This window comes from Streptomyces sp. PH10-H1, from assembly GCF_030063355.1.
GTDB lineage: Bacteria > Actinomycetota > Actinomycetes > Streptomycetales > Streptomycetaceae > Actinacidiphila.
Genome location: NZ_JASISZ010000093.1, coordinates 1 through 26,389 on the forward strand (window position 1 = coordinate 1; position 26,389 = coordinate 26,389).

The following is a 26,389-nucleotide window of genomic DNA, read 5'->3' on the forward strand; positions in this document are numbered from 1 at the left end:
GTGTGGGTGCTGGCCGACCGTACGGCGGCGCCCAGCATCGATCCGGACAGCAGCGCCAGGCCGACCAGGACGGTGGCCAGCACCACGCCGCGGCGCAGCACCCGCCTGCGCAGGTCCCATAGGGCGGCGCGCGGCCCGAGCCGCCGCCATGCCTCGCCCGCGAGACGGCCGTCCACCGAGTAGACGGGCGCGCCCGCGATGATCAGCGGGCTCCAGGCGGCGAGGTAGATGATGTCCGGCGCGTCGTAGACCGGGACCGTGCGCCAGGTCACCGTCACCAGCAGCGCCACGGAGAGCGCGGCGGCCAGCGACGCGGCGACCCGCTGCCACAGCCCGCAGATGGTGAGCACGCCGACGACGACCTGCAGGAAGGCGATGGTCAGTCCGGCGCCGACGGGGTGGTGGAGCGCGAGGTCGCGCAGTGGCGCGGCGGCGGCCCACGGGTGCAGCGAGGAGAGCCACTTGACCATCGAGCCGCGCTCGCCGCCGTCGAAGTACACGGGGTCGCAGAGCTTGCTCATGCCGGCGTAGACCGAGATGAAGCCGAGGAAGACGCGCAGCGGAAGCAGGACGATGCCGAGGTTCATCCGGCGCCCGGGGTACCAGGCGTGGCGGATCGGTTCGCCGGCGCGGCCGCGCCGGGCCTCGCCGTTCTCGCCCGGCCCGGCCTCGAGGCCGTCGCCGTGACCGTTGTCGTGGCCGTCACCGAGGTCGTCGTAGTCGTAGTCGTAGTCGAACGCGCCGCGGGCCGGCCGTACGCCGCGCAGCAGTTCGGGTTCCGGCATACGCGGACCGACGACGGCCGGCGCGACGGCCTCGTCGATCCGTGGCAGCAGTTGCGTCGAACCGGTGGGCGAGTCGGGGCCGGAGTGACCGGAGCCGGCGTGACCGGAGCCGGATTCCGCGCCCACGCGGCCCGCATGGCGGACCGCCTGCAGGAGCCGGCCGGCAGCTGGGTCGCCGGGCTCGGTGCGGCCGGACCACACCACTGGTGCGGCCCGTTGCCGGACGGAGCTTTTGATGACGGGGATCCGCGCGGTCTCGTCGAGGCTCAGGGCACGGGCCGACGTCGCGCCGAGCCGCACGCGAAAGCTCGCGTGGTTGACGATGACCTGGGCCGGGTCGCTCGGAACCTTGAGCATGCTCAAAGCAGGCTCGTCGAACCCGGGCGTCCCACCCCCCGTAGGAGTGCGGGGTGTTCTGGTGTCCACACTCCACTAACCGAGTGACGGACGATTAGGACACTGCCGCCGACCCGGTGGATGTCCGAGACCCGTCAAGATCAACGGTGTTGGGCCCTGGCCACCGCGGCTTGGATGCGGCCCCGGCCCCGGTCACGTTCCCGGTCACGTGACCGGCTGGGGCTCAGGACCGGAAGCGGCTCAGTACCCATCCCGCTCAGGACCCATCCCGCTCAGGACCCGATCCGGCTCAGGCGCAGCCGGTCACGCGCGGCGGCGTGCCGCCTCGTAGAGGACGATGCCGGCGGCGACGCCGGCGTTGAGGGACTCCGCGCCACCCGGCATCGGAATACGCACCAGGTAGTCGCAGGTCTCGCCGACGAGGCGGGACAGGCCCTTGCCCTCGGAACCGGCGACGATCACGACGGGACCGGCGAGCGCGTCCAGTTCATGGAGGTCCGTCGCGCCGTCGGCGGCCAGGCCGACCACGACGAGACCGGCCTTCTGGTAGGACTCCAGGGTCCGCGTCAGGTTCGTCGCGCGGGCGACCGAGACACGGGCGGCCGCGCCCGCGGAGGTCTTCCAGGCGCCGGCGGTCATACCCGCCGCGCGGCGCTCCGGGACGACCACGCCGTGGCCGGCGAAAGCGGCCATGGAGCGGACGACCGCGCCGAGGTTCCGTGAGTCGGTGATCCCGTCGAGCGCCATGATCAGCGGGGCTTCATGGCTGTTGGCGGCGGCGACCAGCAGGTCGTCCGGGTGCGCGTACTCGTACGGCGGGATCTTCAGCACGAGGCCCTGGTGGTTCAGGCCGTCGGTCATCCGGTCCAGCTCGGGGCGCGCGGCCTCCATGAGCGGGACGCCGCGGTCGACGGCGAGCTTGATCGCCTCGCGTACGCGGTCGTCGCTGTCGATGTACTGCTGCACGTAGACCGCGGTGGCCGGGATCTCGGCGCGCAGCGCCTCGACGACCGAGTTGCGGCCGACGACCATTTCGGAGCTGGCCTTGGCGCCGCGTCCGGACGGGCGGCGCGACTGGGCGGACACGGTCCCGGTCCGCTTGGCCACGGCCTTCGCGACGCGGTTCTTCTTGTGGCCCTTGCGGTCCGAGGCGGGCGGAGTCGGGCCCTTGCCCTCCAGAGCCTTACGCCGGTGACCGCCGGTGCCGACCTTCATGCCCTTCTTGTTGGACGTACGGCGGTTCCTGCGCTGGCTGTTCCCGGCCATGGGGCACTCTCACTTCTTCGCTGCTGAAAATGTACTGACGTATATGGGGGCGGGGCTGTGCGGGCGGGGCGGAGACGGTGGCGCGCTCAGCGCGAGCCGAGCGACCACCGGGGTCCGGACGCGGTGTCCTCGATGTCCAGCCCCGACTGCTGGAGCTGGTCGCGGATGGCGTCAGCGGTCGCGTAGTCCTTACGCTCCCTGGCCGCCTGCCGCTGCTCGAGCACCAGCCGGACGAGTGAATCCACGACGCCGTGCAGGTCGTCACCGTGCTCGCCGCCGGCCCATTGCTCGTCGAGCGGATCCAGTCCCAGTACACCGAGCATCGCACGTACCTCGGCGAGACGCGCGACCGCGGTTTCCTTGTCGTCCGCGGTGAGGGCGGAATTGCCCTGCCGGACGGTGGTGTGGACGATGGCGAGCGCCTGCGGGACGCCCAGGTCGTCGTCCATCGCCTCGGCGAAGGACAGCGGCACCTCGGCGGCCGCTTCGACCGGGCCGCACTTCTCGATGACCCGCTGGACGAAGCCTTCGATACGGGCGAACGCGGACTCGGCCTCGCGCAGGGCTTCCTCGCTGTACTCGATCATCGAGCGGTAGTGCGGGGTGCCCAGGTAGTAGCGCAGCACGATGGGGCGCCAGCGCTGCACCATCTCGGAGACGAGCACCGAGTTGCCGAGCGACTTGCTCATCTTCTCGCCGCTCATGGTGACCCAGCCGTTGTGCACCCAGTACCGGGCGAACCCGTCGCCGATCGCCTTGGCCTGCGCGATCTCGTTCTCGTGGTGCGGGAAGATCAGGTCGATGCCGCCGCCGTGGATGTCGAAGGCGCTGCCCAGGTACTTGTGGGCCATCGCGGAGCACTCCAGGTGCCAGCCGGGCCGGCCGCGGCCCCACGGGGTCTCCCAGGACGGCTCACCGGGCTTGACGGACTTCCACATCGCGAAGTCGCGCTGGTCGCGCTTGCCGGTCTCGCCCTCACCCTCGGGCTGCCGGAGGTTGTCCAGCTCCTGGTTGGACAGCGCCAGATAGCCGGGGTACGAGCGCACGTCGAAGTAGACGTTGCCGTCGGAGACGTAGGCGTGGCCCCGGTCGATGAGCTCGCGCATCATCTCGATCATCTCGGGGACATGGCCGGTCGCGCGCGGCTCATAGGTGGGCGGCAGGCAGCCGAGCACGTCATAGCCGGAGTTGAAGGCCCGCTCGTTCTCGTAGCCGATCGCCCACCAGGGGCGGCCCTGTTCCGCGGACTTCGCGATGATCTTGTCGTCGATGTCCGTGACGTTCCGGATGAAGGTGACGCCATAGCCGCGGTAGGCGAACCAGCGCTGCATGATGTCGAAATTCAGGCCCGAACGGATATGCCCGATGTGCGGGGCGGCCTGCACGGTGGCACCACACAGGTAGATCGAGACACAGCCCGGCGTGAGCGGGGTGAAGTCACGGATCTGCCGAGCGCTGGTGTCGTACAGGCGAATGGTCACGCAACAAGGGTAGTGGGCGGAACGCCGTGCAAAGTGCGCTCCGCGCGGGTTCTGGGGGGCCGCGGCCCGGACGATCTTCCGGGCTCCGTCCGGACCTGCCTGGATACCGTGCGCTCAAGTGCCGCTCGGGCTCAGAAAGGTGGCCTCAAACTCCCCCAGCTACCGCTGGGAGGTGCCCCCTGGCCGGGCTGATTTGATTACGAGTGCGGTGGCGATGGCGGCCAGGCCCTCGCCTCGGCCGGTGAGGCCGAGTCCGTCGGTGGTGGTGCCGGAGACGGAGACACGGGCGCCGATCGCGTCGGAAAGGACCTTCTGGGCCTCGTCGCGGCGCTTGCCGATCTTCGGGCGGACGCCGATCACCTGGATCGCCACATTGCCGATCTCGAAGCCGGCCTCGCGGACGATACGGGCCGCCTCGGCGAGCAGCGTCACACCGGACGCGCCGGCCCACTCGGGCCGTCCGGTGCCGAAGTGGGCGCCGAGGTCACCGACGCCGGCCGCCGAGAACAGCGCGTCGCAGGCGGCGTGCGCGGCGACGTCGGCGTCCGAGTCCCCGGCCAGGCCGTCACCGGCGTCCGGCCAGTGCAGGCCCGCGCACCACAGCTCGCGGCCCGCCTCGAAGGCGTGCACATCGGTGCCGATGCCGACCAGGGGCAGGCGGATCGCGTCAGTAGCCATCGGTGGCCCTCCGGCGGGCGAGTACGGCCTCGGCGAGGATCAGATCCAGCGGCCTGGTCACCTTGAAGGCCTCTTCGTGGCCGGGCACGACCACGACCTGGACACCGAGCCGCTCGACCATACCCGCGTCGTCGGTAGCGCCCTCGCCGTCGGCGGGCCCGGTCTCGTGCGCCGTCACCAGGACGTCCCGCCGGAATCCCTGCGGGGTCTGCACGGCGCGCAGCAGGGCGCGCTCGGGCGTGCCGGTGACGATGTTCGTGCCGGGTTCGATCTGCTTGACGGTGTCGGCCAGCGGCAGGCCGGGGACGACGGCCGTAGCCCCGTCCCGTACGGCGGCGGCGACCGCGTCGACCATCTCGACGGGCACCAGCGGGCGGGCGGCGTCATGGACGAGGACGATGTCGATGTCGTCGGGGAGTGCGGCGAGGCCGAGCCGTACCGACGCCTGGCGGGTGTCGCCGCCCGCGACGATCCTTATGTCCTTGTCCTCGGCCAGCCCGTGGCTGTCGAGCATCGCCCTGACCTCGGCCACTCCGTCCGACGGGGCGACCACGATGACGAGGGAGACGGCGCGGGAGCGGGTCATGGCCCGTACCGCGTGCACCAGCATCGGGGTGCCGCCGAGGGCGCGCAGCGCCTTGGGGGTGCCGGGGCCGAGCCGGACGCCTCGTCCGGCGGCGGGGATGACAGCTGCGGTACTCAGAGGTTTGTGTCCTTGGCCGAGGTGGGTATCGCCTCAACGTGTGACGCTGCGGACCCCTTCCGTGAGAAGTCCGCGGGGTTGTACACGTTCGGGCTCGAATGGCTCAGAGAGCCATCACATCAGAGCAAACACGATCTGGAGCAGAAAACAAGCATGCCGCAGCACCCGACCTGAGCCGGGTACCGCGGCAGAACTCGCGTCAGGACGCGAGGACCTCGTCGAGCAGGGCCTCGGCCTTGTCTTCGTTGGTGTTCTCAGCGAGCGCGAGCTCGCTGACCAGGATCTGCCGCGCCTTGGCGAGCATGCGCTTCTCGCCGGCCGACAGCCCGCGCTCACGCTCACGACGCCACAGGTCGCGGACGACCTCTGCGACCTTGATGACATCGCCGGAGGCGAGCTTTTCCAGATTTGCCTTGTAGCGCCGGGACCAGTTGGTCGGCTCTTCGGTGTACGGCGCGCGAAGCACCTCGAAGACCCGGTCCAGTCCCTCCTGACCGACCACGTCGCGCACGCCGACGAACTCCGCATTGTCCGCGGGTACGCGTACCGTCAAGTCGCCCTGGGCGACCTTGAGCACCAAGTAGGTCTTGTCCACGCCTTTGATCTGGCGAATTTCGATAGCCTCGATCAGCGCGGCCCCGTGATGGGGATAGACCACGGTGTCGCCAACCTTGAACGTCATGTGACAGGTACCCCTTCCGTGGCTATCCAGGGTAACACGGGAACGGCCTCTTCTGAATGGCGTTTTCGCAGGTCAGGGCATATCTCGGGGCTTGACAACCCCTACCGGTACGTGCTGGAGGGGAGTACCGAGCAGGGGTATTCGCAGGTCGGAGCCGGTATGCGGCAGGGGTGAAACGCACCCGTTACACCCAACAGCCCGCCAGCGGAAGGGGTAGTACATCCCCATTTGTCACTCCCTTGGGAGTGGATCTTCGCTACTCCGTTCGGACCTTGTTCGCCCGATGATCCAATTTTGTGAAGTCGCGGAAGCGGCGCGATCGGTGCACGATAAATGGATCTTGCCCGGCCTGCCGGAATCCCGTGGCGGAATGCCGGAATGCAATCCGCGGCCCCCGGTCGGGTGAGCCCGCCCCGCCGAGGGGCGGCCCGGTGCGGAGGCGGGCCGACGGCTGAGTAATGTAAGCCCGCTGGAAGATCTTCCCTACCTGTCTAGGAGATGCCGCCGCCGTGAGCAGCAGCCTTCGACGCGGTGCCCTCGCCGCCGCCCTCGCGCTCTCGATCGCCCCGCTCGCCGCCTGCGGCGCCGGTAACGACGCGCAGACACACCAGGTCCGCCCCGACAGTGCCGCGACCGCCGTCGGGGACATCCAGGTGCAGAACGTCGTGATCCTCACCCAGAAGGCCGGTTCCGGCCCCGCGACGGTCTCGGCCCGCATCTTCAACAACGGGGCCGCCGACCAGACCCTGCAGTCGCTGAAGATCGGCGACACCGCCCTGACGGCGAACCTGTCCGGCGCGGCCGGCGGCCAGAACGTCACCGTCCCGGCCCACGGCTCGGTGCTGCTCGGCGGCACGGGCAACCCCGCCGCGACGATCCCGAGCAGCAATGAGGCGTTCAGGGACGGTGACTTCCAGCGCATCGTCCTGACGTTCAGCGAAACCGGCGAGGTCGCCCTCGCGGCGAGTGTGCTGCCCGCCACGGGCTACTACGAGAAGTACGGCCCCAGCGGCACCCCGTCGCCCACCGCCAAGCCCACCGGCACGGCGACCCCGACGCCCGCCGCGACGCCGCAGAACGGCGGGACGCAGACGCCGACCGGGACCCCGACCGGGACGGCCACGGCCACCCCGACGGCCTCGGCGACGAAGAAGAGCTGACGGCCCTGACGCCGGGCTTCGTACGGCCGGGCTGAGCCCGTACGGAGCCGGAGGACCTCGTACGGCGCCCCGTAGGACCTTGTAAGGACCCCGTACGACGCCGAGCCCGCCAGCGCGTGCTGCCGGGCTCGGTGTCATCTGCGGTGAAGCGGGATCCGCGGAGCGGCCCGCCGGCCCGGCTACGGCTCGAACTTGTAGCCCAGGCCCCGGACCGTGACCAGGTAGCGCGGTGCGCCCGGGTCCGGCTCGATCTTGGCGCGCAGCCGCTTGACGTGGACGTCGAGGGTCTTGGTGTCGCCCACGTAGTCGGCGCCCCAGACCCGGTCGATGAGCTGCATACGGGTCAGGACGCGGCCCGCGTTGCGCAGCAGCATCTCCAGGAGGTCGAACTCCTTGAGCGGGAGGTCGACCTTCCCGCCGGAGACGGTCACCACGTGACGGTCGATGTCCATCCGTACCGGGCCGGCCTCCAGAGCGGCCGGTGACAGCTCCTCGGGCTCGCCGCGGCGGCGCAGGACGGCCCGGATGCGGGCCACCAGCTCACGGGAGGAGAAGGGCTTGGTCACATAGTCGTCCGCGCCTATCTCCAGGCCGACGACCTTGTCGATCTCGCTGTCCTTGGCGGTCACCATGATGACCGGGACATTTGACTTGAGCCTGAGCTGACGGCAGACCTCGGTGCCGGGCAGGCCCGGCAGCATGAGGTCGAGCAGTACCAGGTCGGCGCCGTTGCGTTCGAACTCGTCCAGCGCGTCGGGCCCGGTCGCGGCTATGGCGACCTCGAAGCCCTCCTTGCGGAGCATGTACGACAGCGCGTCGCTGAAGGACTCTTCGTCCTCGACGACGAGTACACGGGTCACGGAAGGACCTCCGGGGCAGGAATGTGATCGGAATAGTTCTCGTAGAACTGCTGGTCACCGGCGGAGCCGTCGGGGCCCACCGGGCCGTCCGGGCCGTCGCCGGGGAGGGCGCGGTCGTGTGCCCTGCCGGCCTCGGGCAGCCGCAGGGTGAAGGTGGAGCCCTGTCCCTCGGCGCTCCACACGGTGACTTCCCCGCCGTGCGAGGCGGCCACGTGCTTGACGATGGACAGGCCGAGCCCGGTGCCGCCGGTGGCGCGGGAGCGCGCCGGGTCGACGCGGTAGAACCGCTCGAATATCCGGTCCCGGTCCTTCTCCGAGATGCCGATGCCGGCGTCGGTCACCGAGATCTCGATGAGGTCGCCGCCCGGAGAGGAGATCCGGCGGCCGGCGATCCCGACGCGGGTGCGGGCCGGGCTGTAGTTGACGGCGTTCTCGACGAGGTTGCCGAGAGCTGCCGCGAGCTGGCCGCGATTGCCCCAGATGTGCAGGTCGGGGGCGGCACCGGTGGCCATGGTGATCTGTTTGGCGTTCGCCTGGTGGCGGCAGCGGTCGATGGCCTCGGCGACGAGATCGTCGACGTCGACCGGTTCCGCGTCGTCCAGCGGGTCGTCGTTCTGGACCCGGGAGAGATCGATGATCTCCTGGACGAGGCTGGTGAGGCGGGTGGCCTCGATCTGCATCCGCCCTGCGAAGCGGATGACGGCTTCCGGGTCGTCGGAAGCGTCCATCACGGCTTCGGAGAGCAGTGACAGCGCGCCGACCGGGGTCTTGAGCTCGTGGCTGACGTTCGCGACGAAGTCGCGGCGGACAGCCTCGATCTTGCGGGCCTCGGTCAGGTCCTCCACGAGGAGGAGGACCAGCCGGGAACCGAGCGGGGCGACCCGGGCGGAAACCGCCAGGCCTTCGCCGCGGCCGGCCCCTCTTCGTGGCAGATCCAGTTCGACCTGGCGTATCTCGCCGTCCCGCCGGGTCTCGCGGGCCATCTGCAACATCTGGTCGACGGCCAGGCGGCCGCCGCGGACCAGTCCGAGGGCGTACGCCGCCGAACTGGCCTTGACCACCATGTCGCCCTCGTCGAGGACGACCGCCGAGGAACGCAGTACGGAGAGGACGGTGTCCACTCCGGGCGGCAGCACGCCGGTGCCATCGGGTCGCAGGGCCGTGCGGGTGGGGCGGGCTTGTTCCCGCTCGCTCCAGCGGAACGCGAGCACAGCGATCACTCCGGTACACAGACCGGCTATCGCACTGGCTGCGGCAAGCGCCGCGTTCACGTCCATACCCCCAGGTTAGGCGGCCAAAAGGGGTACCCCACAGCCTTGAGAGCTACCTCTCGAACGCCCGTTGCCAAGAGTTCACCTTGACGTAGGCGCTGATTCACTCGGGATGCTCGAACGGTACGCGTACGCCCATCAGCGTGGGAGCGTGGAGGAGAAGCCTCTGTTTGGACGGAAGGACAGCGATGCGAGACGCATACCACGAGGAGCTCGACTCGATCGGTGAAGGGCTGGTCGAGATGGCCCGGCTCGTCGGGTCCGCCATCGGCCGGGCCACCACCGCGTTGCTCGACGCGGATCTGAAGATCGCCGAAAGCGTGATCGCGGCCGACGAGAAGGTCGACGACCTGCAGCGCGAGCTGGAGGCGCGGGCCATCAACCTGCTGGCACGCCAGCAGCCGGTCGCCACCGACCTGCGGATCGTCGTCACCAGCCTGCGGATGAGTGCGGACATCGAGCGGTCCGGCGACCTCGCCCGACACATCGCGAAGGTCGCCCGGCTCCGGTTCCCCGAGTCGGCGGTACCGCGCGACCTGCACAGCACCATCCTGGAGATGGGCCAGCTTGCGCAGCGCCTGATGGCCAAGGCCGCCGAGGTCATCGTCACCAAGGACGTCGACGACGCGCTGCAGCTCGAAGCGGACGACGACCGGATGGACGAACTGCACCGCACGCTCTTCCAGCACCTGCTGGACGACCGCTGGAAGCACGGCATCGAGACGGCGGTCGACGTGACGCTGTGCGGTCGCTACTACGAGCGGTTCGCCGACCACGCCGTATCGGTCGCCAAGCGCGTGGTCTACCTGGTCACCGGCGAGCACGCCGACGAGCTGTCGCCGCCGGCCACGCAGGTCGAGGGAGCCTGACGGGTCCCTCCTCGCGCCGGGCGAGTGCCTCCGCGCGCCGTTGATGCGCCCATGCCGGGCGGCGTTCACTGGTGCGGTAAGCCAGCCGAGGAGGGTACTCATGCCGGATTCCCCCACGCCGCCGTCCATCCGGGACCAGCCGTCCCTTGACCGTTCCCCGCAGCTCGTGCGGGTGCAGCTGCCCCTGCTCGGAGCGTGCGGCTGCGGACCGAGCTGCCAGTGCGGATGCCAGTCCGGCGGCGCCTGCCAGTGCGGCGGCTGCACCTCCTGAGCACCGCGTGCCACCCAGTGCGGGACGAAGGGCCCCACCCGGATCCGGGTGGGGCCCTTCGCTGCTTCGCTACTTCTTCGTGACGTTACGTTCTTCACACAGATGAATTCTCGGCGCCGACTACTTCTCGGCGCCGACTACCTCTTGCCCTGGTTCTTGACGGCCTCGATGGCGGCCTTCGCGGCGTCCGGGTCGAGGTAGGTGCCGCCCGGCTTGAGGGGGCGGAAGTCGGCGTCGAGCTCGTAGGCGAGCGGGATGCCGGTCGGGATGTTCAGGCCGGAGATGTCGGCGTCGGAGATGCCGTCGAGGTGCTTGACCAGACCGCGCAGGCTGTTGCCGTGTGCGGCGACCAGGACGGTGCGGCCGGCCAGGAGGTCGGGCACGATGCCGTCGTACCAGTACGGCAGCATGCGGTCGACGACGTCCTTGAGGCACTCGGTGCGGGGACGGATCTCGCTCGGGATCGAGGCGTAGCGCGGGTCGGCGCTCTGCGAGAACTCCGTGCCGTCCTCGAGGGCCGGCGGCGGGGTGTCGTAGGAACGGCGCCAGAGCATGAACTGCTCCTCGCCGAACTCCGCGAGAGTCTGCGCCTTGTCCTTGCCCTGGAGCGCACCGTAGTGGCGCTCGTTCAGCCGCCAGGAGCGGTGCACCGGGATCCAGTGGCGGTCCGCGGCTTCGAGGGAGAGCTGCGCGGTGCGGATCGCACGCTTCTGCAGCGAGGTGTGGACGACGTCGGGGAGCAGGCCGGCATCCTTGAGCAGCTCGCCGCCCCTGACCGCCTCCTTCTCACCCTTCTCGTTCAGATTGACGTCCACCCAGCCGGTGAACAGGTTCTTCGCGTTCCATTCGCTCTCGCCGTGGCGGAGGAGGATCAGCTTGTAAGGAGCAGCAGCCATGGGCCGAGCCTAATGGAAATCTTCTGGCGCCACCCTCCCCGTCTCAGTAAGCTGCACGGGACGATAGAGACCATTACCTGTGGGGGGGGCCGCAGTGCCGGATGTACGACAAGCCGTGCGCGAGACCGTGTCCGGGTTGCCGAGGGCTTTCTGGTGGCTGTGGACCAGCACACTGATCAACCGGCTGGGCGCGTTCGTGGTGACGTTCCTGGCTCTGTACCTGACGGTGGAGCGCGGTTTCTCCGCCTCGTACGCCGGTCTGGTCGCCGCGCTCTACGGGCTCGGCGGATCGTTCGGCGCCGTCGGCGGCGGGGTGCTGGCTGACCGCATCGGGCGGCGTACGACGATGCTCATCGCCCAGCTCGGCGCGGCCGTCGCGACGGCCGCGCTCGGCTTCACCGACAGCGCCTTCACCATCGCGGCGGTGGCGTGCGTGGTGGGCATGACCAGCAATGCGTCGCGGCCGGCGCTGCAGGCGATGATGGCCGACCTGGTGCCGGCCGAGGACCGGGTGCGGGCCTTCTCACTCAACTACTGGGCGATCAACATCGGCTTCGGCGTCTCGTCTGCGGCGGCCGGGCTGATCGCCGCCGAGGGCTATGTCTGGCTGTTCCTCGGCAGCGCGTTCATGACGGTGATGTGCGCGCTCGTCATCTACGCCAAGGTCCCCGAGACGCTGCCGTCTACCGACAGCGCCCGGGAAACCGAAAAGAACGACGGAACGGGCACCGGTCTCACGGACGTGCTGCGCGACCGCCGTTTCATGTCCCTCGTCGGTCTGACGTTCCTGCTCGGCACCGTCACCCAGCAGGGGTCGACCACGCTCTCCGTCGACATGGGGCAGTCCGGCTACAGCGCCAAGGAGTACGGGCTCGTCATCGGGCTCAACGGGCTGATCATCGTGCTGCTGCAGATTCCCGTGACCCGGATGATGCGCGGACGGAGCCAGGCGGGACTGCTCGCCGCCGGCACCCTCCTGATGGGCTGGGGCTTCGGCCTCACCGCCTTCGCCGGATCGGTCGGCTTCTACGCCCTCACGGTCACGGTGTGGACGCTCGGCGAGATCATGCACGCCCCGGCGTCCATGTCGGCCGTCGCCGAGCTCTCCCCCGCACAGGCCCGCGGGCGCTACCAGGGCATGTTCTCGCTCTCCTGGTCAGCGGCCTCGTTCGTCGGCCCGCTGGCCGGCGGCTTCGCCCTCGACCACTGGGGCAGCGGGGTGGCGTGGGGCTCCTGCGCCGTCGTCGGCACCATCGCCGCCGTCGGCTACGGGACGCTGCTCCGGACGCGGAGCGCCCCCACGCCGGTGCCGGCGGCCGGTTCGTCCCCGCTCGCCGGACGGGCGGAGGAGCAGCCCGTCCGGCGAGCGGGGAGGCAGGGCTAGCCGCAGATGTGGCGCTGGGCCTCGTAGAGGTTCGGCGGGGTGACGGCGGGGGTGCCGTAGGACTCCAGGCGGGAATGGAGCGGTCCGGTGAAGTCGGGGACGTCGATCTGGCCGAACGGAGTGACCTCGGAGATGCCGACCGTGGCGCTGTACGGGGCGATGTCGTCGATCTTGACGCAGCCCGCACGGCCGTTGGTGACGATGACGTTCCAGTGGGTGAAACGGGCACCGTAGAGCGGCCCGGCGCTGGCTTCGCCGCCGTGGGAGCCGTCGTTGAAGACGGTGATCTCGGTGCGGACGTTCGCGAACGGCAGACCGCGGTGGGTGTCGAACGTCCCCATGTCCATCCGCCCGCGCGACCAGACGTTGTAGCTGGACAGGCCCTCGACGTTGATGCCGTGCAGCTGGGTGCCCGCCGGGGCCGGGATGACGGTGCGCTGGTCGATGGCGAAGTCCTCGATCAGGTTGTCGTGGGAGCCCTCGCGGCAGCAGTAGGGGTGATGGCTGCCGCGCCCGGAGACGCGGGTACGGCGGAGGGTGGAGCCCTTGGCGGCGACGAGCAGGAAGCCGTTGTCGACATTGACGACATGCACATCGTCGGCCCAGCAGTCCCAGGCGCACTGCAGGGCGAGGCCGTTGTAGCCCTTGTCGAGGAGGTGCTGGGACTGGGGGGTCTCCACCATCTCGATCGTGAGGCCCTCGACGCCGGAGTTGATCACGGGGTCGATGAGTGTCGTCAGCTTCGGGGCCCAGCCCGGCCGGGTGTCCAGCGGCAGCGGCCGGTCGAGGGTGACGCGGTGGCCGCGTACGGCGGTGACGCGGGCCGGCCACTCGTAGGGGACGTACGACAGCACCTTGGTCTTGTCGGACCAGTCGTAGCCGGCCGTGCCGTCCACGTCGCCCGCCATGTGGTCGAGCAGGCTGTGCGCGACGTCGTCCGCGAGCCGCAGGAGCACCCGGTCGCCGCGGCGCAGTGCGGAGGCGTTGTCTACGGTGACGGTGAAGTCGCCCTGCTTCGCCACCGCCGTGATGGTGGCGAGGGTCTGCCATTCGTCGCGCTCGTTGCCGGTCCAGCCCTCGAAGGGCCAGGCCTTGGCCTTGATCGCGTCGGTGAGGGTGCGGTATCGCTCACGCGGGCAGACCCAGACCAGACCTCCGGCCCAGGACCAGGCGGACTTGGTGCCGCCGTAGCGGCTGCCATAGACGCCGATCACGTCGGTGAGCGAGCGCGTCGCGAAGAGCTTGGTGGTACCGCTGCCCTCACCCCGCAGGGTGACATTGCTGTAGCCGAGCTGGATGACGTCGTCGATCCGATAGGTGCCGCTGGGCAGCAGGACCGTGCCCCCACCGCGCTCGCCGACGTCGGCGATGGCCCGGTTGATGGCGGGCGCGGCATCCGCCGAGCCGTCCGGCCTGGCGCCGTAGTGGAGGACGTTGGCGCGTACGGGACGCCGGGGGAAGGTCCGCTCGCCGCCGTTGTAGCCGGAGCGGGCGACGTTCGGGATCTGCGGGTGGGTGTAGGGCGCGGCCTTGAACTCCGCCCAGAGGAAGGGAGATGGGACCGGTGGGTGGGCTCCTGGGAGCGGTGCGTCCGCCGGGTGGACTCCTGGGGGCGGTGCGTCCGCGAAGGCGGTCCGGCCGCCGAGCGCGGTGGCGGTCACCGCCGCCGCGGTGGTCTGGATTGCTCCCGTGAGCAGTCTTCTGCGACTGACCGTCATAACCCCACCTTTCATGTATCTGAACACCATTCAGATGTGCGACGGCATGAGGGTGCCATGCCCTGCGGGCGGCGGGGAAGGGGTTGGACCGGGATTGGACCGGGATAAGTGCGACGGCGGCCGCCGCACCAGCCGGATGCTGCGAGCCGGACATGACGTATCCGCTGCTCGGGCGCGGTTCGGCGGTGATGGTGAGGATCGTCGGCGCGGCGCCTCGGCGGGACCGGGGAGGGCCGGCCGCCGGTCAGTCGTCCGAGGCTGCCGGTTTGTCCGCTCCGGTCAGATGGGCGAACGCCTCCAGGTTGCGCGTGGACTCGCCGCGCGAGACGCGCCAGGCGTACTCCTTGCGGATCGAGGCGGCGAAACCGAGTTCGAGGAGCGTGTTGAACGAGCCGTCCGCGTTCTCCAGAACCGCACCGAGCAGCCGGTCGACCTCGTCCGCGGTGACGGCCGCCAGCGGGATACGGCCGGCGAGGTAGACGTCGCCGAGCCGGTCGATCGCGTAACTCACTCCGTACAGCCGGAGGTTGCGCTCCAGCAGCCAGCGGTAGACCGCCTCGTGGTTCTCATCGGGGCGGCGCACGACGAAGGCGTTGAGCGAGAGCGTGTGCTTGCCCACGATCAGCGAACACGTGGTGGACAGCTTGCGGGTGCCGGGGAGCTTGGCGACATACGTGCCGGGCTCCGGGCTCTCCCACTCCAGCTCGGCATCCTTCAGCGCCTGCTCGACGGTGTCGCGAGCCGCCTGCTCCGGCTCCTCCGCCCGCTCTGTCCCTTGCGCCGCTCCTGCTGCCTGCCCGTGCTCAGCCATGAGCCGATCGTAGGTGACGGCGGTGCTCGTGCACCGCGGCCGAGTAGACGTCGGCCGTGGAGCCGGCCGCCCTCCCCCAGCCGAACGCCTGCGCGTGCCGGGCGGCCGCCTCCCCCAGCTCCTCGCCCAAATGCGGCTGGTCGATGAAGCGGCGCAGCGCCCGTGCGTAGTCGACCGGGTCGTGGCCGGGGACCAGGAAGCCGGTCTCGCCGTCCCTGACCGCCACCGCCAGCCCGCCGACCGCCGCCGCTACCACCGGCGTGCCGCAGGCCTGCGCCTCGATCGCGACCAGCCCGAAGGACTCGCTGTACGAGGGCATCACCAGCACCGTCGCGGCCCGGTACCAGTCCGCGAGCCGCTGCTGGTCGACCGGCGGCTGGAACCGTACGACATCGCTGACGCCGAGCCGCGCGGCCAGCTTGTGCAGACGTTCCGGCTTGCTGAGACCACTGCCGCTGGGGCCGCCGACCACCGGCACGACCAGCCGCTCACGCAGCGACGGATCCTCGTCCAGGAGGACCGCTACGGCGCGGAGCAGCACGTCAGGGGCCTTGAGCGGCTGGATGCGGCCCGCGAACAACGGGATCACGGCGTCCTGCGGCAGCCCGAGCCTGCTCCGGGCGGCGGCACGGCCGTCGGCGGGAAGGAACCGGTCGAGGTTGACGCCCGGATGGACGACGGCCACCTTGGCGGGCTCCGCGTCGTAGTGGCGGACCAGCTCGTCCGCCTCCTCGTCGGTGTTCGCGATCAGCCGGTCGGCGGCCGCCACGATCTGCGTCTCACCGATGACGCGGGCGGCCGGCTCGGGGGTGTCGTCCTCGGCGAGCGCGGCGTTCTTGACCTTCGCCATGGTGTGCATGGCGTGGACGAGCGGAACGCCCCAGCGCTCGGCCGCCAGCCAGCCGACGTGGCCCGACAGCCAGTAGTGCGAGTGCACCAGGTCGTAGTACCCGGCCCTGTGGCCGGCCTCCGCCTGCATCACACCGTGGGTGAACGCACACAGCTGCGCCGGCAGCTCCTCCTTGGCCAGCCCCTCGTACGGGCCCGCGTCGACATGCCGCACCAGCACGCCGGGCGCCAGCTCCACGGAGGGCGGCAGCGCGCCGGTCGTGGCGCGGGTGAAGATCTCGACCTCGATGTTGATCTCGGCCAGCCGCTTCGCCAGCTCCACGATGTAGACGTTCATACCGCCGGCGTCGCCCGTACCGGGCTGATCCAGCGGCGACGTGTGCACGCTCAGCATCGCGATCCGCCGGGGCGTGCCGCGATGCTGCGCGGGCCAGCGCAGGCGGCGCGACTGCGCGTAGCCGCGCAGGGCACCGAGCCGTGCCATGTGCTGGGTCACGCCGCTCTCCTTCGGCCGGACGAGTCCGTTCAACGGTGGAACGCCGGAACCAGCCCTTCCCATTTCCGTTTTGCCGAACCGTAACTAATCGCTTGCGGCGGGCTGGGTGGATGTGCAGCCGGGTTTGTGCGGGCCGGTGCGGGGTTCGGGGGCCGGGCCCTCCGGGGCGGCGGTTCGAAATCGACTATTTGTGGGCCGCCAGGCCCGTAAATATACGATTTCGGACCCCTCCCCCGGAGCTGCCGGACCCCGGCCCCACAAACCCCCCGCAGACAGCACACCGCTTAGGGTCAAGGCATGGCTGCGCGACCCATCGGGACGATCACCCGGGGAACCACGAACCCGAACCGGCTGCGCCGGATGGACCGGTGGATCGCGGTCGCGCTCGGAGCCGAGCTGCGGCGTGCGGCGGACCCGGTGGCGGTCGATCTGGGGTACGGGGCGGCCCCGTGGACGGCGGTCGAGCTGCTGGGGCGGCTGCGTACGGTGCGCCCCACCGCCGAGGTGGTGGGGCTGGAGATCGACCCGGCCCGGGTCACCGCGGCGGAGCCGTACCGGCGGGAGGGGCTGACGTTCGCGCATGGCGGGTTCGAAGTCCCGCTGCCCGGCGGCCGCCGCCCGGTGCTGATCCGGGCCGCGAACGTGTTGCGGCAGTACGAGGAGGGCGAGGTGACGGCCGTCTGGGACCGGCTGCGGTCCCGGCTGGCGCCCGGCGGGCTGCTGGTGGAGGGGACCTGCGACGAGATCGGCCGCCGCCATGTGTGGGTGGCGATCGGGCCCGAGGGCCCGCGCACGGTGACGTTCGCGACGCGGCTGGGATCGCTGGACCGGCCGTCCGATCTGGCGGAGCGGCTGCCGAAGGCGCTGATCCACCGGAACGTGCCGGGTGAGCCGGTGCACGCGTTTCTGTCGGAGTTCGACCGGGCGTGGGCGACGGCGGCGCCGTTCGCGTCGCTGGGGGCGCGGCAGCGGTGGATCCGCAGTGTGCGGTCGCTGGCCGAGGCGGGCTGGCCGATCACCGACGGCCCGGCCCGCTGGCGGCAGGGCGAGATCACGGTGCGCTGGGAAGCGCTGGCGCCGCGCGAGGCGTAACCGCGCCGCGCGAGGCGTAGCCCCCAAGTAGCCCCCAATTCGCTTCTGCCCCTGTCGCATTGCGGCAGCCCATGTCACCATCCCCATCCATATGACGATCCGTCAGATACGAAGTGGGTGGTGACGATGGCGGCCGGACCATCGCGCAGCGCGGCCGTCGCCTGCACGGCCGTTCTCTGCGTGGCAGCGACGCTGGCGGCGCCCACCACGGCGCACGCCGAACCCGCGGCAGCGAGGGCGGCGCATGCCGAGCGGCCGAAGACCCTCGCGCAGGTGCAGGCCGAGGTGAACACCCTCTACCACCAGGCGGAAGTCGCCACCGAGTCGTTCAACGCGGCGGAGGAGAAGGTGCTCACGCAGCAGCAGAACCTCGTCGCGCTCGCCATCTCGCTGGACGGCGCCCAGACGCGGCTCAGCTCGCTGAAGGACCAGGCCGGGGCGATGGCGCGGGCGCAGTACCGCAGTGGCGGGATGACGGACGAGCTGCGGCTCGCACTGTCCTCCGACCCCGAGACGTTTCTGAACGACGCGAGCCTGGCCGAGCGGGGAGCGCGCGCCGCGAATGACACGATCCGCGATCTGAAGTCCACGAAGGCCGCGCTGGACGGCTACGCGAACGCGGCCACCGCCGAGTGGGAGGCCCTGGTCGAGACCCGGCGGAAGTCGGCGGATGCCAAGCGGGAGGTCGAGACCCGGCTCGCCCGGGCGAAGACCCTGCTGGCCTCTTTGAAGGAGCAGGAGCGCGCCCGGCTGCAGCGGCTGGAGGACGAGACCGCGTACCAGGCGCAGTTGACGTGGACGCGGAGCGAAGCGGCCAAGAACCTGGCGCAGTTGCCGAAGACGGCGGGCGACGCGAGCGCCGAGGGCCGGCGGGCGGTGGCGTTCGCGGCGGCACAGATCGGGAAGCCGTACGTGTGGGGCGCGGACGGGCCGTCCTCGTACGACTGCTCGGGGCTGACCCAGCAGGCCTGGGCCGCGGCGGGCCGGAGCATCCCGCGGACATCGCAGGAACAGTGGCGGCAGCTGCCGCACGTGCCGGTCGACCGGATGCGGCCCGGGGACCTGATCATCTACTTCGACGACGCCAGCCATGTGGCGATGTACATCGGGGACGGCGCGATCGTGCACGCCCCGCGGCCCGGGAGGAACGTCACCATGGCCGGGGCCGGATCCATGCGGATCCTCGGGGTGGTCCGCCCGGGATGACGGAACCCGATGATCGGTTGTTGCAGGTGTTGTGAATGATCCACGCAGGCGGGTGATGTATGTCATGCCCGGATCCTCCCAACGGAGCTGAAATCCCCTTCTGACCGCCGCATATGACACAGGCGGTTTACCTCGTGGCCTCCCGCCACCCCGTGCGCTGCCGCTAGGGTCGCCAGTCAATGGCCCTCGGGGGGAGGGAAGGAACTGTCCGATGACCACAACAGGGGTACCGCGCGCCGGTGAGGCGGACGGCTCCGCCGTCCTGCCCGTGCCCCGGCAGCGGCAGGATCCCGCCGCCCCGGCACTGACACTGCTGGTCATCGGCGACGACCCGACGGGGACCTTCACCGCGCCCGAGCTGCTCGACGGCGGCGGGAACCGGGTGCGCATCCGGCGGGCACGCAATCTCACCGAGGCCGAGCGGCTACTCACCGACGACGTCCACTGCGTGCTGCTGGTGCTCGCCGAGGACGGTCTGGAGAGCCTGCGCCGGCTGCTGTGCCTCGCGCCGGCCACCGCTGTCCTCGTGCTGACCGGCGATGGTGCCGGTGAGGTGGGTGAGGCCGGTGAAGCGGTACGGATCGGGGCGCAGGACCATCTCTCCCGCGATGAACTCGACGGCACCCATCTGACCCGGGCGATCCGCTACGCCGTGGAGCGCAAGCGCGCCGACGTCGCGCAGCGGCAGCTCACCGAGACCCGGCTGCTCGCCCAGGAGAACTCCCGGCTGGAACGCGGCCTGCTCCCCACGCCCCTGCTGGAGGGCGCGGACCTGCGTTTCGCGGCCAGATACCGGCCGGGCCGCAGCCGCGCGCTGCTCGGCGGCGACTTCTACGACACCGTCCGCACCCCGGACGGCACCGTGCACGCGATGATCGGCGACGTCTGCGGGCACGGCCCGGACGCGGCCGCCCTCGGCGTCGAACTGCGCATCGCCTGGCGGGCGTTGACGTTCGCCGGGCTGAGCGGCGACCTCCTGCTGAGCACCCTGCAGAAGGTGCTGGAGAACGAGCGGTCCGACGACGAGATCTTCGCGACGCTCTGCACACTGGACATCGCACCGGACGGCGCTTCCGCCGCCCTGTATCTGGCCGGGCACCCGGCCCCGCTGCTGACCGGGTCCGACGGCGTGCCGCGGCTGCTGCCGTACGAGGCGGGCGGCCCGGCGCTCGGGCTGCTGCCGCAGGCCGCGTGGGGCCGGATCGACGTCGCACTGGGCGCGTCCTGGAGCATGATGCTCTACACCGACGGGCTGATCGAGGGCCGGATCGGCCAGGGCACCCAGCGGCTCGGCCAGGACGGGATGGTCGCGATGATCAGCCGCCAGCGGGCCGGGGGGCTGCGCGGCGAGGAACTCCTCGACGCGGCCGTCACCGAGGCGCGCGAGCTGAACGGCGGGGAGCTGACGGACGACGTGGCCGTCGTGCTCCTCGACCGCGGGGTCTAGCGTCCGGCGGTCCGGCGTCCCGGCGGCCTAGCGGTTGTACGGCCCGTACGGTCCGTCGCTGCTGCTGCCGCCACCGCGCCGGCCACCGCGGCCACCACCACCGGAAACCTGCTTCACGGCGGGCCGGACGTCGACCATGTAGACGATCACCGCGATCAGCCCGATGACCGGCAGGAACGAGAAGATCGAGAAGAACTTCATCACCACCGCGGCCAGACCGAGAATGATCAGCCAGAACGGCTTGGTCTTCTTGTCGGCCGCGCGGTAGGCGTCCTCGCGCCGAATCGCGGCGTCGATGAACGCGAAGAGCGCGAAGAGGAACAGCCCCCATGACAACAGGGCCAGCACCCCGAAGAACCCTGTGATCAACACGCCGTCCACCGCCTTGTCCGTCTGCCCGAGAACTGTCGACGCCACCGTACCGGTCCTACTGGAACAACGGGCCGGGCACGCGGTGCGTGCCCGGCCCAGTGTTCTGAGAAGTGACCGTTACTCGGCCGACTTGGCCGCCGGCTTCTTCGTGGTGGCCCGCTTCGCCGTGGTCTTCTTCGCCGGTGCGGGCGCGGAAGCGTCCTCGGAGGAGTCCGCGGCGGCCGGCTCCGGGTCGGGCTCGACCGCCACGGCGATCTCCTCGATCTCCTCGGCCACGTCGCCGCGCCAGGTCGCCACGGCGCCCTTGCCGCGCTCGGCCAGCGTGCCGTAGGTCTCCTGGACGCGCACCGCGGCCTCGGCGGCCCGGCCGACACCCTGGAGCGCGAAGTCCTGGACGGTCTCGCCGATCTTCTTCAGGTCCAGCTCGACGGTGCCGAAGGCCTCGGTCACCTTCGTCTGCACCTTGGTCTGGGCATCCTTGGCCTGCGCGGTGACGCGCTCCTGCAGCACCTTCGCGTCGGTGCTGCGGATCTTCTCGAAGCGCTCAGGGGCCTCGGCGCGGATCTTCTCGATCAGCGCGGGCACCCGCTGCAGCTTCTCTGCGGCGAGGTCCGCGGTACCGGCCACCGCGTAGAGCGGAGTCGGGTCCTTGAGCGTCTTCACAATGTCATCGGTGATCGCCATGAGGGTCCTCCCGGACGGGGTTGGTGGCGCGTAGGTCGTGCGTACGGTGTGCAGTGCGCGCTGCCATGCGCGCCGGCTATGCGGTCTTCGGCTTCACCGGGTCCGCTGGCACAGGTTCCTCCACCACGGCGTTCTCCTTGCGGAACGACTCGTAGATCTGGATCAGCACCTGCTTCTGCCGCTCATTGATCGTCGGATCCGCCAGGATGGCCGCGTGGACCTCCAGCTCGTCCCGGTCGCGCTCCTCGAGCATCCCGGCCTGGACGTACAGGGTCTCGGCGGAGATCCGCAGCGCCTTCGCGAGCTGCTGCAGGATCTCGGCGCTGGGCTTGCGCAGCCCGCGCTCGATCTGGCTGAGATAGGGATTCGACACCCCGGCGGCGTCGGCGAGTTGCCGCAGCGACAGCTGCGCGTTGCGCCGCTGCTCCCGCAGGTATTCGCCGACGTTGCCGACGTTCAGTGAAGCCATGCCCCGATGCTGCATCATCGGTGCTAACTATTGCAAGCACATCGCTTGCAAAAGGCTCGTTTTCACCGTGTGAGAGCCATCACCCGGCACCCGGGTGACCTGTCCCTGCGATGTGTAGGCATTCCCGGACTTCTGTAGGCATGTGCGGTGTCGTCTCGGTCATCTGTAGGCAAGTTCTGGGGTGTTCCGGTCTTGTGTAGGTACGGCGATCAGGGTGCCTCTACGGTCGGATCGGCTGGTCAGTGTGGTACCGGGGGCTTGGATGACTGCACACGCGGAGGTTCCGGAGTCGGCGGGGGACTTCGAGGTTGGGTACGCCGATCTGGCGGGCACCCGTCACCGGGGGCCGTTGAGCAGGCTGTGGCCGGTCCGGTTTGAGTCCGTCCCGCCCGAGCGGCGGTTCCCGGCTTTCCGTGGTCAGGGCAACTGGTGCGGTTGGTATTGGTCGGCGACCTGTGGTGGGCATGTGGGCTACGAGTCGTGGCTGGAGCGTGATCATCTGATGCTGTTCGACTTCGACCCGCTGGTGACAGGCATGGCCTCGCAGCCCTTCCAGCTGTCGTGGACGGGTCCGGGCGGGAGGCGGGTGCGGCATACGCCGGACTTCTTCGTCCGCCGTGCGGATGGGACGGGCCTGGTGGTGGATGTCCGTCCCGATGACCGGATCGAGCCGCGGGACGCGATGAAGTTCGCGGCGACCGCGGCGGCCTGTGAGCTCGTGGGCTGGGGCTTCACTCGGGTGGGGGCGCCGGATGAGGTGTTGATGGCGAACGTGCGGTGGCTGGCCGGCTACCGGCACCCGCGGGTGCATCGTCCTGAGGTCGCCGCTCGCCTGGTGGAGGTGTTCGCCGACGGTGCATCGTTGCTGGCCGGGGCCCGAAGCGTTGGTGATCAGATCGCGGTGCTGCCGGTGCTGTTCCATCTGCTCTGGCGCCGGGTTCTGACCGTGGATCTCGATGCGGGCCTGCTGTCCGCGGCTACACGGGTCCGGCTCGGCGAGGTGCGAGAGGGAGGCGGGCATGCCGTTGCGTCCGCGGCTGCTGCGAGCGGGTGACCTGGTCCGTTTCGACGGCCGTCTGCACACGGTGGCCGCCCTGGAGGGGACCGCGGTCCGGCTTGTCGACGAGAGCCAGTCGGCGAGCGTGGTGATGCTGGCCCACCTGCTGACCTTCGACGGGTTCGAGGTGGTTACGCCGGCCTCGGTGCGGGCGGTGGTCCCGGCGGCCGGAGTGCTGGAGGGGCTTCCCTGCAAAGCGGTTGATCGGGCGGAGTGGTGGCAGCGGCACCTGGTGGAGATGCTTACCGGGCGCACGGTTGATGACCCGCATGGGCCGGTGCGGGGCGAGTACGACCCGGCGGTGAGGTCGCTGCGGCAGCGTGAGCTGGCCAAGGCTGACGAACTCGCGGCAGCCGGGCATCCCGCGTCGCTGGCGTTGATCCAGCGGATGCGGGGCCGGTTCGAGCGCGGAGGTGTGCTGGGGCTGGTCGATCCCCGTCTGCGGGCGGCCTCGGACGGCACGGGCCGCGCCGATCCCCGGGTGATCGCGGCCCTGCGGAAGGTCGTGGACGAGCAGACGGGCAGGTCAACGGTGTCCGCGCAGGTGCTGCGGCGCCGGATGGAACGCGTGCTGGACGCCGAGCACGGGCCGGGTGTGGTGCCAGTGCCGTCGCGGACGTCGTTCTACCGCCTGCTGGCGGCGGTCACGTCCGGGCGGCACACCCTGGGTTCGGCCCGCACCCGCCGGTCGCTGGCCAAGCAGCCGGACGGCATGTTCGGCCAGCTCACCGCGGCCCGTCCGGGTGAGGTGATGGAGATCGACTCGACTCCGCTGGATGTGCTGGTCGTTCACGATGACGGCACGGTGGACACGGTGGAGCTGACCGGCATCGTGGATATCGCGACCAGGACCCTGGCGGCGGCGGTGCTGCGGCCGTCGACGAAGGCGGTGGATGCCGCACTGCTGCTGGCGCGGGCGATGACGCCGGAGCCGATGCGGCCGGGCTGGGCGGACGCGCTGAGGATGTCCCGTTCGGTGCTGCCCCATACCTCGCTCTTGGCTCTCGACGAGCGGCTGGCCAAGGCCGCGGCTGTCCCGGTCATTACGCCGGAGACGATCGTCTGCGACCGGGGCAAGGCCTACATCTCCGACACATTCCGCTCGGCCTGCCAGGCATTGGGCATCTCGTTCCAGCCCTGCCACCCGGACACCCCTACGGACAAGCCGCACATCGAAAAAACTCTGGGCTCGGTGGCCACGATGTTCACCCAGTACCTCCCCGGCCACAAGGGACGCAGCACCGAGCACCGCGGCGCCGATCCGGCTGGAGAGGCAGTCTGGAGCGTCCATCAGCTCCAGGAGCTGCTGCAGGAGTGGATCGTCATCTGGCAGAACCGCCCGCATGACGGGCTGCGGGACCCGCTGATGCCGGGGAAGGCGATGAGCCCGAACGAGAAGTACGCCGCCCTGGTCGCGGCCGCCGGGCACGTCCCGATCGCGCTCACCGCCGAGGAGTACATCGAGTTGCTGCCCCGGCACCGGCGCACGATCAATTCCTACGGCGTCCGTATCAATCACCGCACCTATGACAGCGCGGAGTTGGACCCGTTCCGCCGTCAGCCGTCCCGCGCGGGCCCGGACGGGCGGGGCTGGGAGGTCCACTACGACCCCTACGACATCTCCCGTGTCTGGGTCCGCAACCACAGACAGGGCGGATGGATCACCGCGATCTGGCGGCACCTTCGCACCGCCCCGATGCCGATGGGCGAGCTGGCCTGGGACCACGCCCGCCGCATCCTGGCCGAGCGCGGAGCGGACTCGGTGACCGAGGAAGAGATCGCCCAAGCCGCCGTCGCACTGCTGGACCGGGCCACCGATGGCCCCGAGCCCGCGAAGGCACCCAAGCCGTCGCGCCGCGGCCGCAGGGACCGTAAGGTCGCCGCCCGCACCAGGGCGACCTCGGCCCCCACCTGGCCCCGACCGGCCCCCGAACCCGACCCGGAGCCGCAGCCCGCTGCCACGGCCGGCGGTGAGGAAGAGCTCGCCAAGGTCGTCCCGCTGGAGATCTTCGACGCACGCAAGGAGGCCGAGAAGTGGTGGTGAACACACCCGAGCCAGAACCAGAGGACACCGGCGACCTACCAGAAGACCGCACCGAACCATCGACCCGGCTGGAAGGCTGGCGCCGGTTCATCGATACCGACCCAGCCGCCTTCGACCTGCTGCCCGAGCAGCAATGGCAGTCCCTGGCACCGGCCCTGCGTGACGCCTATAACGAGCCCCGCATCGCCTACCACTCCGAACTTCAGGTCATACGCACCTCCGCAGTCAAAGAGATCGCACACCAAGGGAGGCTGCTGACCCTGCTCAACCAGCGCGAGCACGGCGCCCGCCGCGGATTGATCGTCTCCGGCGAGTGGACCACCGGCAAAACCACCGCGCTCAAGCAGCTCGGCCGGCTCCACGAACTGCGGATCCGGCAGCGCTATCCCGGCAGCAACCGCATCCCGGTCGTCTACCTCACGGCCCCGCCGAAAGGCTCCCCGCGCAAACTCGCCATGGAGTTCGCCCGGTTCCTCGGCCTGCCCGTCATCACCCCCCGCCACAACGCAACTGACGTCACCAGCGCAGTCTGTCAAGTGATGATCGAGGCCCGCACGGAACTGGTGCTCGTCGACGAGATTCACCTGATGAATCACGCCACCACAGCAGGCGAAGACCTCTCTGACCACCTGAAATACTTCACCGAGCACCTGCCCGCCACGTTCGTCTACGCCGGGATCAACGTCGAGCAGTCGGGCTTGTTCACCGGGATCCGCGGCAGCCAGATGGCCGGCCGGTGCACCCTGGTCCGCACCGGGCCGTTCCCCCTCAACACCGAGTGGCGGTCACTGGTGTCCACGATCGAGGGCACCCTTCGGCTGCACCGCCACGAGCCGGGGACCCTGGTGAAACTGTCAAAGTACCTACACCAGCGCACCGGCGGCATGATCGGAAGTCTGTCCCACCTGATCCGGGCAGCCGCCATCTCGGCGATTCTCGACGGCAGCGAACGCATCACCCACACCGCCATCCAAACCACCCGCATCGACCACAACAGCGAATCCGCAGCCCAACCGGGCGCACAGTCACGCAGGGCAGCCGGATGAGCCCATCCTTTGAGTTGACGCTCTTCCGGCCACTCCCGCAGCCTCCCAAGCTCTTCCCGAACGAGACGGAGGCATCGTTCCTGAACCGACTCGCGGCAGCCAACCAGGTGCCTCCGCATCGGCTGGACCGCCCATCCCTCTGGCTCAAGTCGCGCCTGGACCGCGTCGCGCAGCTCAGCACCCTCAGCGGGCACTCCCGCACCGCTGTCATGCGCGCGATGCCCCAACTGGACCAGCAGCGATGGGAAGTCCAGCAGGGACCCCTCGGCCTGGCTCCCCGATGGGCCTGCCGCCGGTGCGCTGCCCGCTGTCCGCGTACTCGTTGAAGTGCTCAGCCAAGTACAGCTGAACGTGCTCAGGTGTCAGGCTGCGTCGGTGTCGCGTTCGATGGCGGCGAGTCGGTTCTTGAGCCGGTAGCTGGGGCCGTTGATGGCG

At 70.2% G+C, this 26,389-nt stretch carries 24 protein-coding genes; 9 read left to right on the plus strand and 15 right to left on the minus strand.

The window, feature by feature from the left end; genetic code table 11:
* From QMK24_RS35655 to QMK24_RS35680, 6 genes are all read right to left on the minus strand, one after another.
* The coding region (locus QMK24_RS35655) for a DoxX family membrane protein (protein WP_283471017.1) at positions 1–1,142 on the minus strand (1,142 nt) is incomplete at its 3' end.
* Positions 1,143–1,445: 303 nt separating this feature from the next.
* Positions 1,446–2,408 (minus strand): 23S rRNA (guanosine(2251)-2'-O)-methyltransferase RlmB, encoded by a 963-nt coding sequence (gene rlmB / locus QMK24_RS35660; protein WP_283471018.1) that lies wholly within the window; start codon positions 2,406–2,408, stop codon positions 1,446–1,448.
* 86 nt (positions 2,409–2,494) lie between these two features.
* Positions 2,495–3,889, minus strand: coding sequence for a cysteine--tRNA ligase (cysS, locus tag QMK24_RS35665; RefSeq protein WP_283471019.1), 1,395 nt, complete (start codon positions 3,887–3,889; stop codon positions 2,495–2,497).
* Positions 3,890–4,048: 159 nt separating this feature from the next.
* On the minus strand, positions 4,049–4,567 hold the full coding sequence (gene ispF / locus QMK24_RS35670) for a 2-C-methyl-D-erythritol 2,4-cyclodiphosphate synthase (protein ID WP_283471020.1): 519 nt from the start codon (positions 4,565–4,567) through the stop codon (positions 4,049–4,051).
* A complete protein-coding gene (ispD, locus tag QMK24_RS35675; RefSeq protein WP_283471039.1) occupies positions 4,557–5,270 on the minus strand; it encodes a 2-C-methyl-D-erythritol 4-phosphate cytidylyltransferase in 714 nt (237 codons plus the stop codon). The genes ispF and ispD overlap by 11 nt, the downstream gene beginning before the upstream one ends.
* A gap of 199 nt (positions 5,271–5,469) precedes the next feature.
* Complete coding sequence (locus QMK24_RS35680; RefSeq protein ID WP_033174074.1) at positions 5,470–5,952, minus strand: CarD family transcriptional regulator; 483 nt, start codon at positions 5,950–5,952, stop codon at positions 5,470–5,472.
* A 509-nt stretch (positions 5,953–6,461) separates the two neighbouring features.
* On the opposite strand from QMK24_RS35680, the gene QMK24_RS35685 reads away from it, so the two are divergent.
* Positions 6,462–7,112, plus strand: a complete 651-nt coding sequence (locus QMK24_RS35685; protein ID WP_283471021.1) for a DUF461 domain-containing protein — start codon at positions 6,462–6,464, stop codon at positions 7,110–7,112.
* A gap of 179 nt (positions 7,113–7,291) precedes the next feature.
* Here the strand turns inward: QMK24_RS35685 and phoP are convergent, their stop codons facing one another.
* Positions 7,292–7,972, minus strand: a complete 681-nt coding sequence (phoP, locus tag QMK24_RS35690) for a two-component system response regulator PhoP (RefSeq protein WP_283471022.1) — start codon at positions 7,970–7,972, stop codon at positions 7,292–7,294.
* A complete protein-coding gene (gene phoR / locus QMK24_RS35695) occupies positions 7,969–9,249 on the minus strand; it encodes a two-component system sensor histidine kinase PhoR (protein ID WP_283471023.1) in 1,281 nt (426 codons plus the stop codon). Before phoR ends, phoP begins: the two co-directional genes overlap by 4 nt.
* 182 nt (positions 9,250–9,431) lie before the next feature.
* Between phoR and phoU the strand changes: the two genes are divergently transcribed.
* Positions 9,432–10,112: a phosphate signaling complex protein PhoU gene (gene phoU, locus QMK24_RS35700; RefSeq protein WP_283471024.1), complete on the plus strand. Its 681-nt coding sequence runs from the start codon at positions 9,432–9,434 to the stop codon at positions 10,110–10,112.
* A 408-nt stretch (positions 10,113–10,520) separates the two neighbouring features.
* Here phoU and QMK24_RS35705 read toward each other — a convergent pair whose 3' ends face one another.
* Positions 10,521–11,279 (minus strand): phosphoglyceromutase, encoded by a 759-nt coding sequence (locus QMK24_RS35705; RefSeq protein WP_283471025.1) that lies wholly within the window; start codon positions 11,277–11,279, stop codon positions 10,521–10,523.
* A 127-nt stretch (positions 11,280–11,406) separates the two neighbouring features.
* On the opposite strand from QMK24_RS35705, the gene QMK24_RS35710 reads away from it, so the two are divergent.
* Complete coding sequence (locus QMK24_RS35710; RefSeq protein ID WP_283471040.1) at positions 11,407–12,663, plus strand: MDR family MFS transporter; 1,257 nt, start codon at positions 11,407–11,409, stop codon at positions 12,661–12,663.
* Here QMK24_RS35710 and QMK24_RS35715 read toward each other — a convergent pair.
* The 3 genes from QMK24_RS35715 to mshA form a co-directional block, all read right to left on the minus strand.
* Positions 12,660–14,381, minus strand: coding sequence for a glycosyl hydrolase family 28-related protein (locus QMK24_RS35715; protein ID WP_283471026.1), 1,722 nt, complete (start codon positions 14,379–14,381; stop codon positions 12,660–12,662). The two genes, QMK24_RS35710 and QMK24_RS35715, sit on opposite strands and share 4 nt — an antisense overlap.
* Before the next feature lie 244 nt (positions 14,382–14,625).
* Complete coding sequence (locus QMK24_RS35720; protein ID WP_283471027.1) at positions 14,626–15,192, minus strand: type III secretion system chaperone family protein; 567 nt, start codon at positions 15,190–15,192, stop codon at positions 14,626–14,628.
* A complete protein-coding gene (mshA, locus tag QMK24_RS35725; protein WP_283471029.1) occupies positions 15,185–16,537 on the minus strand; it encodes a D-inositol-3-phosphate glycosyltransferase in 1,353 nt (450 codons plus the stop codon). The genes QMK24_RS35720 and mshA overlap by 8 nt, the downstream gene beginning before the upstream one ends.
* Before the next feature lie 297 nt (positions 16,538–16,834).
* Here mshA and QMK24_RS35730 point away from each other — a divergent pair, with 297 nt between their 5' ends.
* The 3 genes from QMK24_RS35730 (at position 16,835) to QMK24_RS35740 (ending at position 20,282) form a co-directional block, all read left to right on the plus strand.
* The gene (locus QMK24_RS35730; protein ID WP_283471030.1) at positions 16,835–17,629 is read left to right on the plus strand and encodes a class I SAM-dependent methyltransferase; all 795 of its coding nucleotides are present in this window, start codon (positions 16,835–16,837) and stop codon (positions 17,627–17,629) included.
* 126 nt (positions 17,630–17,755) lie between these two features.
* Complete coding sequence (locus QMK24_RS35735) at positions 17,756–18,835, plus strand: C40 family peptidase (RefSeq protein ID WP_283471031.1); 1,080 nt, start codon at positions 17,756–17,758, stop codon at positions 18,833–18,835.
* 211 nt (positions 18,836–19,046) lie between these two features.
* A complete protein-coding gene (locus QMK24_RS35740; RefSeq protein WP_283471033.1) occupies positions 19,047–20,282 on the plus strand; it encodes a PP2C family protein-serine/threonine phosphatase in 1,236 nt (411 codons plus the stop codon).
* A gap of 27 nt (positions 20,283–20,309) precedes the next feature.
* On the opposite strand, the gene QMK24_RS35745 is transcribed toward QMK24_RS35740, so the two are convergent.
* The 3 genes from QMK24_RS35745 to QMK24_RS35755 form a co-directional block, all read right to left on the minus strand.
* Complete coding sequence (locus QMK24_RS35745) at positions 20,310–20,654, minus strand: DUF2516 family protein (RefSeq protein ID WP_283471041.1); 345 nt, start codon at positions 20,652–20,654, stop codon at positions 20,310–20,312.
* Between the two features lie 117 nt (positions 20,655–20,771).
* The gene (locus QMK24_RS35750; RefSeq protein ID WP_283471034.1) at positions 20,772–21,338 is read right to left on the minus strand and encodes a hypothetical protein; all 567 of its coding nucleotides are present in this window, start codon (positions 21,336–21,338) and stop codon (positions 20,772–20,774) included.
* Between the two features lie 76 nt (positions 21,339–21,414).
* Positions 21,415–21,807 carry a helix-turn-helix domain-containing protein gene (locus tag QMK24_RS35755; protein WP_283471035.1) on the minus strand — a complete coding sequence of 131 codons (393 nt, stop codon included), beginning with the start codon at positions 21,805–21,807 and terminating at the stop codon, positions 21,415–21,417.
* Between the two features lie 349 nt (positions 21,808–22,156).
* Between QMK24_RS35755 and QMK24_RS35760 the strand changes: the two genes are divergently transcribed.
* From QMK24_RS35760 to QMK24_RS35770, 3 genes are read left to right on the plus strand one after another with little or no spacing between them, the layout of a single operon-like run.
* Entirely contained in the window at positions 22,157–22,861 is a 705-nt protein-coding gene (locus QMK24_RS35760; RefSeq protein WP_349307921.1) for a TnsA-like heteromeric transposase endonuclease subunit, read from the plus strand.
* Entirely contained in the window at positions 22,827–24,908 is a 2,082-nt protein-coding gene (locus tag QMK24_RS35765) for a TnsB C-terminal domain-containing protein (RefSeq protein WP_283471037.1), read from the plus strand. Before QMK24_RS35760 ends, QMK24_RS35765 begins: the two co-directional genes overlap by 35 nt.
* Positions 24,902–25,954, plus strand: coding sequence for a TniB family NTP-binding protein (locus tag QMK24_RS35770; protein ID WP_283471038.1), 1,053 nt, complete (start codon positions 24,902–24,904; stop codon positions 25,952–25,954). Before QMK24_RS35765 ends, QMK24_RS35770 begins: the two co-directional genes overlap by 7 nt.
* The last annotated feature ends 435 nt before the right edge of the window (positions 25,955–26,389 follow it).